Source organism: Ruegeria sp. BHSB172, assembly GCF_059613165.1.
This window is the reverse complement of record NZ_JBXWRZ010000023.1, coordinates 16,264-28,940: the sequence shown is the minus strand read 5'-3', so window position 1 is coordinate 28,940 and position 12,677 is coordinate 16,264. Positions and strand designations below refer to the sequence as shown.

Here is a 12,677-nt window from a genome sequence, read left to right as displayed (position 1 = left end):
CCTCCTATTGTGCCGGTGCAGCATAAGTCAATAAAGCACGCCCCCTCTTGCCCGACAAAACTGCTGTTTTTCGCAGCAACCTCGCACCCGCCAGGTCCTGCCGCACACCAGGGTCGTTCGGCGCGTTCGCAAGAAGCGGTTGAACCCTGCTGCGCGCGCTCCTATCGTGCCGCGGCAGACAGCGCAATTCAGGACGAACCGATGACCCAAGCCGTTGCCCACCCCATGTCGCCCCAGGACTGCCTCGTGGCAATCATGGTGGCCGTCTCCGCATCTGACGAGAACATCCGCACGGCCGAACTGGTCAAGATCGAGGCTGCGGTGAATATGCTGCCGGTTTTTGCCGAATACGACATCGACCGCATGCGGCGCGTCTCGCAGATCGTGTTCGACCTTTTCGAGCAGGAAGACGGCCTGGATGCGCTATTCGGTCTGATCCGAGACAACCTGCCGGAGCGGCTGCATGAAACGGCCTATGCGCTGGCCTGCGACGTAGCTGCCGCAGATGGTGCGCTAGCCGAAACCGAGCTGCGCCTGCTGGAAGAAATTCGCTATGAATTGAGCATCGACCGCCTGCATGCCGCCGCGATCGAACGCGGCGCCCGGGCCCGGCATACGGTCTGACGCGATTCGGTTCAGCTTCCGTACAGCGCGCCCCAGCGTTCGATCAGCGCCTTCTGCAGCCTGCGAGACCGACGGTTCCAGCTGCGCGCGCCGTCGGGGCGTTCCCGGGCTTGACGCGGGATAGTCGCACGGTGCGCCATGTCGGCGGTGAAGATCGCAAAAGCCAGATCGGTTCCGCCGGCCGTGGTCAGAAACCCGCCAAGACCGGACACGAAGTTCAACGTCCCGGTCTTGGCATCGACCCGGACCGGGTTTCCGACCACACGCCTCCCCTTGGCGTCCGTCAACGTGAACGGCTTGAGTAACGGCCGCAGCAGCCCATCCTGCCGGGCGGCGACCAGCGCCTTGACCAGATCCGAAGGCGCCATACGAGACGCTTCACCCAGACCCGAATGATCCACCATCGCAATCCGTCTGGTCCCGTATTTTGCGGCGGCCCAGCGGTTCATTTCGGCGGCGGATGCCGCCAATGAACCCGGGTACACCCCGCGCGCCCTTGTCGCAGCCATCCCCACCATCTCGGCCGTCAGGTTCGTGGAATATTTGAGCATGCCCTTCAGGATGCTGTCCAACGCATCGCTCTGATGCACAACCAGCACCTGTCCCCGTGGGGCCTGCCGCGTGACCTGCACCCGGCCCAGAACGATCCCGTTTACCCGGGCCAGCGTTCGGAAAACGTCGCCGGCATAAAGCGCCGGCTTGCGCACCGGCAACCACCGCGCGCCGCCCTTGCCCAACGCGCCCTTGGCCACTGTCCACCGGTCCTGCCGGGCGCTGCGTTGATAGGTGTAAATCGGCAGACTGCGCGGCTCGACCCGAATCCGCGCCATGTCCACGGACGGGGTGTAGTTGGCGCTGCGCGCATCCATCGACACGTCGTACCCCGAAGTCCCCAGTTTCCACTCGAAATGCACGCGGTTGAAGTTCAGCGAGATACCGCTGACCGACGGACTGTAACCCACATGGTCCGGCTGACCCGGGTCAATGCTGAACACAAAGGGCAAGGCCCCGTCATACACCTTGAAGGCGCCGCGCACCTCGGTCACCCCGGCCTTGCGCAGATTGGCGGCCATACCTGCCAGCGCATCGGTATCCAACAGCGGATCACCGCCGCCCGCCAGAATCAGATCGCCCTTCAGGATACCGTTCTCGATGGGTCCATCCGCAATCAGCGCCGTCTCGAACCGATGGTCTGGTCCGAGCACATCCAGCGCGTAAAGCGCCGTCAGCGCCTTGGCGACGCTGGCTGGCGGCAACCCCTGATCGCCCCCGAAAGCCTCCAGTTCTGCGCCTGTTTCGACATCGGCTACGGCAAAGACCACCTCGCCTTTAAGGCCCGCCGCCGCAACGATCCTCTCGGCCGCGGAGAGCTCGGCACCCCGAGCAATCGGCCGCAACGACACCGCTGGCGCACCGGCCGCGCCGACTGTGGGGATCAAACTGGCCCCCAATCCCCCCAAAAATACACGGCGCGAAAAACGATCAGGCATGGGTCAATTAAAATCCCATAGATCAGAGCAGACAACTACTCAAATCCAATATGCGCCAACAGGGGCCATTCCGGCAACACTTCAACCTGTCCATTCGCCGCTGGAACGAATCTGGGTCGAACTGACGTCAATCATCGGCACGTTCACGAAACACCAAGCAGGAGAGTCGGCACGACCCAGCAGGTGCCGTGCAGTCCCGTCGATGCGATACCGCGCATAGATCCGCGCCGCGGGCGACATCCGCGCCGAGATCCTGTCTCCGGGCCGGGCAACAACACCGACCGAAACGTTGTCCATGATCCAGCGCCAGTCCTTCCAAAGGTGGAACTGCGCGAGGTTGTCGGCGCCCATCAGCCAGACGAACCGGACGCCGGGATACAGGCGGCGCAGGGCGGCCAGCGTATCGGCCGTAGCCCGCGTGCCGATGCGCGCCTCGATATCCGTGACCGCGACGCGGGGATGACGCAAGATCGCGCGCGCCGCCTCCATGCGGCGCATCAATGGCGCGGGACCGCGCTCCTTCAGCGGGTTGCCCGGCGACATCAACCACCAAACACGGTCCAGCCCGAAGGCCTTCATCGCCTCCAACGTCGCGTGGACATGCCCCGCATGCGGCGGATCGAATGACCCGCCGAACAAGCCAACGACCTGCCCGGGCCGCGCGAATGGGATGGCGCTGCGAAACATCCTCCGTGGATGTTCAGAACCGGGCGGACTTGTCAATCCAAGGCCGCCACCGGACGGCGAGCGAATGCACGGAACGCATCAGCTTGCCCCGCCTGCCATGCTTGGCTATCAAGCGGGTCAACCCGAATTCCCCGATCCAGAGGACGTGACATGGCCGCCTATCAATATGTCTACCACATGCAGGGTGTCTCGAAGACCTATCCCGGTGGCAAGAAGTGTTTTGAGAACATCCACCTGAGCTTTCTGCCCGGCGTGAAGATCGGTGTCGTCGGCGTCAACGGCGCCGGTAAATCGACCCTGCTCAAGATCATGGCCGGCCTCGACAAGGACTTCACTGGCGAGGCGTGGGCCGCCGAAGGCGCCAAAGTGGGTTATTTGCCGCAGGAGCCGCAGCTGGACCCGAACCTGACCGTCCGTGAAAACGTCATGCTGGGCGTGGCCGAGAAAAAGGCCAAGGTCGACCGCTTCAACGAGATCGCGATGGAAATCGCCGAGAACTACTCGGACGAGTTGATGGAAGAGATGACCGCCCTGCAGGACGCGATCGACGCGGAAAACCTGTGGGATCTGGACAGCCAGATCGACGTGTCGATGGAGGCGCTGCGCTGCCCGCCCGACGATGCCGATGTCACAACCCTTTCGGGCGGCGAGAAACGCCGCGTGGCGCTGTGCAAGCTGCTGCTCGAAGCACCCGACATGCTGCTGCTCGACGAACCCACCAACCACCTGGATGCCGAGACCATCGCCTGGCTGCAGCAACACCTGATCGACTACAAGGGCACCATCCTGATCGTCACCCACGACCGGTACTTCCTGGATGACATCACCGGCTGGATTCTGGAACTCGACCGTGGACGCGGCATCCCGTACGAGGGCAACTATTCCTCGTGGCTGGAACAGAAGGCCAAGCGGCTGGAGCAGGAAGCCCGCGAGGACAAGTCCAAGCAGAAGACCCTACAGCGCGAACTGGAATGGATGCGTCAAGGTCAAAAGGCCCGCCAGGCCAAATCCAAGGCCCGCATCAACGCCTACAACGAACTGGCCCAGCAATCCGAACGCGAAAAGCTGTCGCGCGCCCAGATCGTCATTCCCAACGGCCCGCGCCTGGGCAGCAAGGTGATCGAGGTCAACGGGTTGTCCAAGCACATGGGCGACAAGCAACTGATCGAGGATCTCTCGTTCAGCCTTCCGCCGGGCGGCATCGTCGGCGTCATCGGCCCCAACGGCGCCGGCAAGTCGACCCTGTTCAAGATGCTCACCGGCCAGGAAAAGCCCGATGCCGGCACCATCGAATACGGCGATACGGTGCAGCTGTCTTATGTCGATCAATCGCGCGACGACCTCAACGACAACGACACCGTGTGGGAGGCCATCACCGGCGGCGCCGAGATCATCCAACTGGGCGATGCACAGGTCAATTCCCGCGCCTATTGCTCGTCGTTCAACTTCAAGGGCGGCGACCAGCAGAAAAAGGTCTCGCTGCTGTCAGGGGGCGAGCGCAACCGCGTCCACATGGCCCGCCTGCTGAAAGAGGGCGGCAACGTCCTGCTGCTGGACGAACCGACCAACGATCTTGACGTCGAAACCCTGCGCGCGCTGGAAGACGCGCTGGTCGATTTCGCCGGCTGCGCGGTCGTGATCTCACACGATCGTTTCTTCCTCGATCGGATCTGTACGCATATTCTGGCCTTCGAAGGTGACGCCCATGTCGAATGGTTCGAGGGCAACTTTGCCGACTACGAGGAAGACAAGAAACGCCGCTTGGGGCCGGATGCGCTGGAGCCCAAACGGCTGAAGCACAAGAAGTTCGCGCGATGAGACAGTTGGAATGAGAATACGTTTGCGGATATGTCCGCCCCGTGATCGTGACAGGGTCAATACAGGCTGCTTCGCAGTATCGAAAGGCTAAAGTGATGATTAGAGCATCCAAGCGACGCATCCAGCATTGCCGTTCGCTACTTCAGGAGAGGCTCGCCTTGCTGGAATCTAAACTTTCGCGGTCTTTCGAGCGCAAAAAGAACGCGATCAATCGCCAACTGAACTATCACCGTGGACGGCGCGAAGTTCGGCAAACGGGTTTTTGGTTCGTGGACATCCCGCGCACATCATCTTCGTCCATTCGAGCGCAACTTGGTGAAAGGTTTGGTATTGGTCATGGAAAGCTGAATATCCCCGAAAAAGACAAAGCGACCGAACAGATTTTTGAAGACCACCTGACCGCCGTTGAAATGCGCGACCTCCTTGGCGTTGAACTCTGGGAGAAGATCTTCACTTTCACGGTCGTGCGCAATCCGTGGGAGCGGATTCTGTCTCTGTACATGTACATGCGAAAAAACACGTCAGCTGTGGACGATTTGACATTTGAGCAGTTCGTGAAAAGCATCCATCAGGAACGTCTGTCCCCGGGCTCAACGATATTTACGTACCGTCCACTGACGCGAACGTGCCTGGAATTCATTTCTGATGAAAATGGCAAAATCATCGTCGACAAGATCGTTCGCTTTGAAAACCGACAGGAGGAATTGCCGAAAATCGGACAACAAATCGGCTGCCCGGAACTCGGCTCTCTGAAAATCAACAGCGCGCGTCCGCAGAAATCAAGGTACCAAGACTCTTACACTGACGAACTTCGTGATTTGGTCGCTGAGATCTATGCGCAGGACATTGACTATTTTGGCTATTCGTTCGACGAGCCGACGGACAACCAAGACTCAAGCAGCGCGGATAGCGGTTAGGTAGGTTTCGGCTCTGCTACAGAAGGCAGTAGCGTCGAAAAAATGCCGCAAATACCTTTTCGCTCGCCGACAGTCGGATAAACTGAACAAATAGCCGCCATTACGCAAGACAACTGGCTTTTCCCATTGCTGCCAGGCCCAGACGAGGTTGAAATTGAAGAAACTGTTCGAAAAACTGCATCGTTCCGTTGATGAAGATCCGACACCCATCGAGCCGCCGATGCAGGAACAAGAGCTTTTCCTAGCCGCCAAGGAGCGGGTCTTGGAGGCGAACAACCGACCAAAGACACACAAGTCTTTTCTATTCTTCACCACGCATAAGTGTGCTTCGACCTTCGTCACCGCCCTGTTGGAAGAGCTTGCAGATCAAAGCGAATATGAAACCTTCAACTACGCCAGTGCGTATTGGGAACTGGGCGATGCGGTTGACTCGGCGGGCCTTCACATCCGCAAATTCCTTCCGCAGAACTACGATATGCTCTTCCGGCAATACGGCGAAATCTACGGCCCGCTCCGATTTCCTGTAGAGTTTCCCGGCCGGGAAAACTTCAAGCACATTTTCTTCTTTCGTGATCCGCGCGACGTCCTTGTTTCTTCCTTTTATTCATGGGCATATACTCATCCGGAACCCCTGAACACCAAGGCTCGCGAGAAATTCTTGGAGAAGCGCGCCAAGTTGTCCGAGGAAGGAATCGACGCATATGTGCTCAGGCAAGCACAGGAGTGGATTCTGCCGTTGTTCACGGAGTACCGAGAACTCGCCGAGACGGTTCCGGATGCCTTGTTCTTGACATACGACGAGTTCTCGCAACACACGGATGTCTTCCTGCGCAAGGTCACCGACTATCTTGAGATCGACCTGAGCGAGGAAAGCATTGAAAAACTGTCGAATTTTGCAAGCCCCATCCAGAAAGGCGCGCCAAAGCTGGAACACAAACGTTCGGGCAAAAGCGGGCAGTGGAAAAATGAGCTCAAGCCGGAAACCGCCGACGAACTGAATCGGATTCTTGCACCGATTCTGGACTATTGGCGGTTTTGATCCCGACATGTTCGCCCCGGTCGTGGTGACAATCGCCCTTGTCACCTGACCCGGGCAGTGCCATATACAACAAGCTTACGTTTTTCTACTTCGACCTACTGTCTCCGTTTTCGGCGTTCAGTCTATCGATACAGACAACGACGCCAGGCTGCCGCACTTCCGCGGGCAGCACCAAAACAGGAGACTACGGAATGCCCGCAGGCACCGTGAAATGGTTCAACACCACCAAAGGCTACGGCTTCATCGCACCCGAAACAGGCGGCAAGGACGTGTTCGTGCACATCTCGTCCGTCGAGCGTTCGGGCCTGACCGGTCTGGCCGACAACCAGAAAGTGACGTACGAGCTGCGTTCGGGCCGTGACGGCCGCGAAAGCGCCGACAATATCGAACTGGTGTAAGACCCTAAGGGTGGGCGCTCAAGCCCACCCTATCCCTTCACCCACGCCACGATCTGCCCGTCCCGCATCGCGCCGGACTGCCGCTTGGTCTCTTTCCCCCGCTGAAACTCCACCATCGTCGGGATACCCCGTATCCGATACCGCGCACCGGCGGATTGGTGTTTCTGAGTGTCCAGCTTGACCAACCGGGCCTGCCCGGCCAGCGTGTCGGCCGCTTTCGAGAACTCGGGTGCCATCATGCGGCAGGGTCCGCACCACGGCGCCCAGAAATCGACCACCAACGGCAGGTCGTCATGTTTTGCCGCCTTCTCCAATATGGCCGGGTCCACTTCGACCGCCTTGCGCGGAACCAACGCAGCGCCACAGGTCCCGCATTTAGGACCAGCCGCCAGTTTTTCTGCGGGTACGCGGTTGAGTTGACCGCATTCCAGACAGGTCAATGTCTTGTCAGCCATTCCGGCTCCCATATTCAACTTCTCGAATGCATATAGGCAGGATGGCCGATCGTGCAATGGCCGCACCAAACACGTTCCATCCGTATTTCACGACCAAGCAGCACAAGGCAATCAGTACTGAAACGTCGGTGCATCAGAAAGCCCGCGCGAACTTTCTAGCGATCCTCTTTGACGGCTTCGACCAGCTCCAGAACCCTCGGGCCAAGGTTTTCCACGATCAACGCCACCCCTCGAGAGTTGGGATGAATGCCATCGGGCTGCATGTATGCCCGGGCCGCGCCCGGGTCGCCCCCAGCCGACAGCCCGGCAAAAAAACTGGGCGCAAAGATGGTGCCGTATTGTTGGGCCAGCTCCGGATAGATGGCGTCGAACGCGTCTTTGTAGTCCGCCCCGTAATTGCCCGGCGCCTGCATGCCGATCAGCAGAACCGGAACGCCCGCGGCCTGGGCCGTCTGCAGAATGCGCTCGAGATTGGTGCGCGACACTTGCGGCTCGATCCCTCGCAACAGGTCGTTGCCGCCCAGCGCGACGATCATGGCGTCGACATCCGGCGTCAGAGTCCAGTCGACCCGCGCCGCGCCGCCCGCCGTGGTATCGCCCGAGACCCCGGCATTGATCACCCGCGCCTCAACGCCGCGTTCCCGCAACCAGCGGGTCAACTGCGGTACGAACCCGTCCTGCTCGATCAGCCCATAACCCTGCGTCAGCGAATCCCCCAGCGCCGCGATGACGACCTGCTCGGCTGTGGCAGCAAAGCCGCAAACGGCAAATGCGCCCGCCGTCAGCACCTTGCGCAAATTCCGCATCGCTCCATATCCCATCTAAATCGCTCCAGCCGGATTGCCCGATGACTACACCCGTTCTGACCCTTGAAAATGCCGCTTTGACGCTGAATGGCAATGCCGGACCCATCGAAATCCTGCACGACATCTCCCTTTCGGTAGGCCGGGGCGAGTCTCTGGGCCTGATCGGCCCGTCCGGATCGGGCAAGTCGTCTCTGCTAATGCTGATGGGGGGGCTCGAACGGGCCTCGGCGGGCCGAGTTACGGCGCTGGGGCACGACCTGACCACGATGGACGAAGACGCGCTGGCCCGCTTCCGCCGTGATGCAATGGGTGTCGTCTTTCAGAATTTCCACCTGATCCCGACCATGACCGCTTTGGAAAACGTCGCCACACCGTTGGAACTGGCCGGCCACCGCGATGCCTTTGTCCGGGCCGAGGCCGAGCTGGACGCGGTGGGCCTGTCGCACCGGCGCGATCACTACCCTGCGCAGTTGTCCGGGGGCGAGCAGCAGCGGGTCGCCCTGGCCCGCGCATCGGCGCCGCGCCCGCGGATTCTACTGGCGGACGAGCCCACCGGCAACCTGGACGAAGCCAACGGCGCCGCGATCGTCGATCTGCTATTCGGCCTGCGCGACCGCTACGGCGCGACGCTGATCCTTGTCACCCACAGCCGAAGTCTGGCCGCCAGATGCGACCGGGTCGTGCACCTGCGCGACGGCCGCATCAACGAAGATACCGCGCAAGAGGCCGCGGAATGAGCCTGAGTCAGGCCGCGCGGCTGGCCCGGCGCGAATTGCGCGGCGGGCTGAACGGATTCCGGGTATTCCTGGCGTGTCTGACCCTCGGCGTGGCGGCGATTGCCGCGGTGGGGTCCGTCCGCCAAGCCATTCAAACCGGCCTGACGCAAGAGGGCGCGGCCCTTTTAGGGGGCGACGCGCAGATCGAGCTGACCTATCGCTTTGCCGATGATGCCGAGCGCGCATGGATGGAACGCACCGCGGCGGAGGTGTCCGAGGTAGTCGATTTCCGCTCGATGGCCGTGACCCGAAACGGGCCCGACCGCCTGCGCGGACTGACGCAGGTCAAGGCGGTAGACGACACCTATCCCCTGATCGGCACGGTTGTCCTGAATCCCGATATCCCGCTCTCCCGCGCGCTCGATGGTGAAGGCACCCGTCCCGGTGCTGTGATGGATCCGGTTCTGATCGAACGGCTAGGTCTGGCTATCGGCGACCGTTTTGCGCTGGGAACCCAGGAATTCATCCTGACCGCCGCCTTGATCCACGAACCCGATGCCGCTGGCGACGGGTTCACGCTGGGCCCGCGGACCCTTGTCCGCACGCGGGATCTGCGCGCCTCTGGCCTACTGCAACCCGGCACGCTGTTTTCCACCAAGTACCGGCTCGACCTGCCGCCCCAAGAGGATCTGGCCGCCGTATCGGCGCAAGCGGCGCAGGTCCTGGACGGGTCCGGTATGCGCTGGACAGATGCGCGCAACGGGGCGCCGGGCATTGCCGAATTCGTGGCGCGTCTGGGCGCGTTCCTCGTACTGGTCGGCCTGTCCGGGCTGGCAGTGGGTGGTATCGGCGTCTCGGCCGCGGTGCGCGCCTATCTTGCCCGCAAGATCGAAACCATCGCCACGCTGCGAATCCTAGGCGCCGACCGGGCCACGATCTTTCAGACCTACCTGATCCAGATTGGCGTTCTGTCGGTCTTCGGAATCGCCGCCGGCGCCTTGCTGGGCGGTTTGGCACCGGTTCTGCTGGCCCCGGTGATCGAGAGCCGCCTTCCCGTTCCTGCGGTATTCGCGCTCTATCCCCAGCCGCTGTTCGAGGCCGCGCTTTATGGCCTGCTGACCGCGCTTGTGTTCACGCTCTGGCCGCTTGCCCGCACGGAAGACGTCCGCGCCGCGACCCTGTTCCGCGATGCGCTGTCCGCGGCCCGGGTCCTGCCGCGCCCGGCATTCCTGCTGGCCACGGCCATGGCCCTTACTGCACTGATCGCCACCGCTGCAGTGTTCAGCGGATCCACGCGGCTGACGCTCTGGACGGCTGCAGGGTTCCTTGGCGCCCTGACGCTGCTGGCCCTTTCGGCCTTCGCTATCCAGCGGGTTGCACACTGGTCTGCCCGGCGGGCCCGAGGCCGCCCGGCCTTGCACTGGGCACTGGCCGCCATTTCCGACCCGCACGAAGGGGCGGCCCCGGTCGTTCTGTCGCTGGGGCTGGGCCTGTCGGTTCTGGCAGCCGTCGGCCAAATCGACGGAACCCTGCGCAACGCGATCTCGGGCAACCTGCCCGACGTGGCGCCCTCGTATTTCTTCGTGGACATCCAGAAGGACCAGATGTCCGGGTTTCTGGACCGGCTGGAAAACGATCCCGGCGTTACGCGGTTGGAAAGCGCGCCGATGCTGCGCGGCATCATCACCCGGATCAACGGCCGTCCCGCGCACGAGGTGGCCGGAGACCATTGGGTTCTGGAAGGCGACCGCGGCGTGACCTATTCGGAACGTCCACCCCGGAATGCACGCATCACGGCAGGCGACTGGTGGGCGCCGGACTATTCCGGCCCGCCGCAGATCAGCTTTGCCACCGAAGAGGCCGAAGAGATGGGCCTGAAACTGGGCGACACCCTGACCGTCAATATCCTGGGCCGAGACATCACGGCCACGATCACCTCGCTGCGCGAGGTGGACTTCTCGACCGCCGGCATGGGCTTTGTCATGTCGATGAACCCGGCCGCACTGGCCGGCGCGCCGCACAGCTTCATCGCCACCGTTTATGCCGAGGAACGGGCCGAGACCGCCATCCTGCGCGATTTGGCCGATCAATTCCCCAACATCACCGCGATCCGCGTGCGCGACGCGATCGACCGCGTCTCGGGCCTGTTGGCGGGGCTGGCGTCGGCCACATCCTATGGGGCGGGCGTGTCGCTGCTGACCGGGTTTCTGGTGCTGATCGGGGCGGCGGCCGCCGGTGAACCCGCCCGGCGCTACGAGGCCGCGATCCTCAAGACCATCGGCGCGGACCGCCGAAAGATCCTACTGAGCTTTGCGCTGCGCTCGGCCTTGCTGGGCTTGGCGGCAGGCAGCATCGCGCTGGCTGCAGGCGTACTGGGCGGGTGGGCCGTGGCGACCTACATTTTCGATACCCGGTACACGATCATCTGGCCCGCGGCCCTGGGGATCGTGGCGGGGGGGTTGATCGTCACACTGCTGGCGGGCCTTGCCTTCGCACTGCGCCCGCTGTCCGCCAGCCCGGCGCGCATCCTGCGCGCCAGTGACTGATAATCACCGAGCGCAAGTCACGGGCTGCAGAATCTTCAACAACGGATCGTTGTCACAGACCAACGCATCCAGCGTGATTTCGTCCAACGAAGCAAAAAACACCTCGGCTGCATCCTGCAGGGCCAGGCGCAACCGGCAGGCATCGGTCAACGGGCAGGTGTTGTCGGCATCCGCAAAACATTCGGCGATCGGCAAGTCGCCCTCGACATGGCGAAAGACCGACCCGATCCGGATCTGATCGGCCGGACGGCCCAGTTCCATCCCGCCGTTCCGGCCACGCTGCGTGCTCAGATACCCCAGCTGGCTGAGCTGGTTGATCACCTGCGCCAGGTGGTTTTCCGAGATGTTGCACACCTCGGCGATTTCCGACTTGGTCACCAGCCGGTCGGGATGGGCGGCGCAATACATCAGCAGCCGCACCGCGATATTCGTTCGTTTGGTGATCCGCATGAGATCCTCCCCCCGAAAAACAAGATGCAGCCTTATTGCACGCACCGCAAAAAAACGGTTTGACATACATCAATCGAAACTTCGGACAGCGCGTGAATGACTGACCCGTATTTCTTTGGCTATGGCAGCCTCGTGAATCTGGCCACACATGACTTCCCCGACCCGCATCCGGCCCTTCTGCGCGGCTGGCGGCGCGCCTGGTGCCACACCGACCTGCGCCCGGTGGCCTTCCTGACAGCGGTCCCCGACGCAAAGTCCGAGATCGACGGGATGATCGCCCATGTTCCCAAGAACGACTGGGCCGCGCTGGATGAACGCGAATGGGCCTATGACCGGGTCGCGGCCACCGAGCAGGTCAGCCATCCCCTGCCGCGCGAGATCGAGATCGCGGTCTATGCCGTCCCGCTACAGCGGCAGAATGATCCCAACCGGAATCATCCGATCCTGCTCAGCTATGTCGACGTGGTCGTGCAGGGCTATCTGCGCGCCTTCGGTGAAACGGGTGTCCGGGATTTCTTTGACACGACGGATGGCTGGAACGCCCCAATCCTGAACGACCGGGCCGAGCCGCGCTATCCGCGTCACCAGCAACTGCGCCCGGAAGAAACCGACCTGGTGGATGCCCACCTGAACCGCATCGCTGCGCAGATCGTTCAGGCCGCATGACAAAGGCGGGTCCAGTTCGCGCCCGCCTTGTCGTTTGTTCGAGTTCACTCACGCCTGCACGGCAC

General features: G+C 62.0%; 13 protein-coding genes. 8 read left to right on the top strand and 5 right to left on the bottom strand.

Annotated elements, in window-relative coordinates:
* Nucleotides 1-201 precede the first annotated feature (201 nt).
* The gene (locus AC2FM3_RS11710) at nucleotides 202-624 is read left to right on the top strand and encodes a tellurite resistance TerB family protein (RefSeq protein ID WP_040633393.1); all 423 of its coding nucleotides are present in this window, start codon (nucleotides 202-204) and stop codon (nucleotides 622-624) included.
* An 11-nt stretch (nucleotides 625-635) separates the two neighbouring features.
* On the opposite strand, the gene dacB is transcribed toward AC2FM3_RS11710, so the two are convergent.
* Together dacB and AC2FM3_RS11700 are read right to left on the bottom strand one after the other, a co-directional pair.
* The gene (dacB, locus tag AC2FM3_RS11705; RefSeq protein WP_496681921.1) at nucleotides 636-2,114 is read right to left on the bottom strand and encodes a D-alanyl-D-alanine carboxypeptidase/D-alanyl-D-alanine endopeptidase; all 1,479 of its coding nucleotides are present in this window, start codon (nucleotides 2,112-2,114) and stop codon (nucleotides 636-638) included.
* An 81-nt stretch (nucleotides 2,115-2,195) separates the two neighbouring features.
* Nucleotides 2,196-2,801, bottom strand: coding sequence for a nicotinate-nucleotide adenylyltransferase (locus tag AC2FM3_RS11700; protein ID WP_496681920.1), 606 nt, complete (start codon nucleotides 2,799-2,801; stop codon nucleotides 2,196-2,198).
* A gap of 150 nt (nucleotides 2,802-2,951) precedes the next feature.
* Here AC2FM3_RS11700 and ettA point away from each other — a divergent pair, with 150 nt between their 5' ends.
* From ettA to AC2FM3_RS11680, 4 genes are all read left to right on the top strand, one after another.
* Entirely contained in the window at nucleotides 2,952-4,619 is a 1,668-nt protein-coding gene (gene ettA, locus AC2FM3_RS11695) for an energy-dependent translational throttle protein EttA (protein ID WP_496681918.1), read from the top strand.
* A 95-nt stretch (nucleotides 4,620-4,714) separates the two neighbouring features.
* Nucleotides 4,715-5,536, top strand: coding sequence for a sulfotransferase family 2 domain-containing protein (locus AC2FM3_RS11690; protein ID WP_496681916.1), 822 nt, complete (start codon nucleotides 4,715-4,717; stop codon nucleotides 5,534-5,536).
* Between the two features lie 154 nt (nucleotides 5,537-5,690).
* Nucleotides 5,691-6,575, top strand: a complete 885-nt coding sequence (locus AC2FM3_RS11685; protein ID WP_496681913.1) for a sulfotransferase domain-containing protein — start codon at nucleotides 5,691-5,693, stop codon at nucleotides 6,573-6,575.
* Nucleotides 6,576-6,766: 191 nt separating this feature from the next.
* A complete protein-coding gene (locus AC2FM3_RS11680; protein WP_149777124.1) occupies nucleotides 6,767-6,973 on the top strand; it encodes a cold-shock protein in 207 nt (68 codons plus the stop codon).
* 29 nt (nucleotides 6,974-7,002) lie between these two features.
* Here the strand turns inward: AC2FM3_RS11680 and trxC are convergent, their stop codons facing one another.
* Both trxC and AC2FM3_RS11670 read right to left on the bottom strand, forming a co-directional pair.
* Nucleotides 7,003-7,428: a thioredoxin TrxC gene (gene trxC / locus AC2FM3_RS11675; protein ID WP_496681910.1), complete on the bottom strand. Its 426-nt coding sequence runs from the start codon at nucleotides 7,426-7,428 to the stop codon at nucleotides 7,003-7,005.
* Nucleotides 7,429-7,583: 155 nt separating this feature from the next.
* Nucleotides 7,584-8,249, bottom strand: coding sequence for an arylesterase (locus tag AC2FM3_RS11670; protein WP_496681908.1), 666 nt, complete (start codon nucleotides 8,247-8,249; stop codon nucleotides 7,584-7,586).
* Nucleotides 8,250-8,275: 26 nt separating this feature from the next.
* Between AC2FM3_RS11670 and AC2FM3_RS11665 the strand changes: the two genes are divergently transcribed.
* Together AC2FM3_RS11665 and AC2FM3_RS11660 are read left to right on the top strand one after the other, a co-directional pair.
* Nucleotides 8,276-8,971: an ABC transporter ATP-binding protein gene (locus tag AC2FM3_RS11665; protein WP_496681905.1), complete on the top strand. Its 696-nt coding sequence runs from the start codon at nucleotides 8,276-8,278 to the stop codon at nucleotides 8,969-8,971.
* Complete coding sequence (locus AC2FM3_RS11660; protein WP_496681902.1) at nucleotides 8,968-11,496, top strand: ABC transporter permease; 2,529 nt, start codon at nucleotides 8,968-8,970, stop codon at nucleotides 11,494-11,496. Before AC2FM3_RS11665 ends, AC2FM3_RS11660 begins: the two co-directional genes overlap by 4 nt.
* A gap of 3 nt (nucleotides 11,497-11,499) precedes the next feature.
* Here AC2FM3_RS11660 and AC2FM3_RS11655 read toward each other — a convergent pair whose 3' ends face one another.
* Nucleotides 11,500-11,946, bottom strand: a complete 447-nt coding sequence (locus tag AC2FM3_RS11655) for an RrF2 family transcriptional regulator (RefSeq protein ID WP_005978780.1) — start codon at nucleotides 11,944-11,946, stop codon at nucleotides 11,500-11,502.
* Nucleotides 11,947-12,042: 96 nt separating this feature from the next.
* On the opposite strand from AC2FM3_RS11655, the gene AC2FM3_RS11650 reads away from it, so the two are divergent.
* The gene (locus tag AC2FM3_RS11650; RefSeq protein ID WP_496681899.1) at nucleotides 12,043-12,612 is read left to right on the top strand and encodes a gamma-glutamylcyclotransferase family protein; all 570 of its coding nucleotides are present in this window, start codon (nucleotides 12,043-12,045) and stop codon (nucleotides 12,610-12,612) included.
* Nucleotides 12,613-12,677 lie beyond the last annotated feature (65 nt).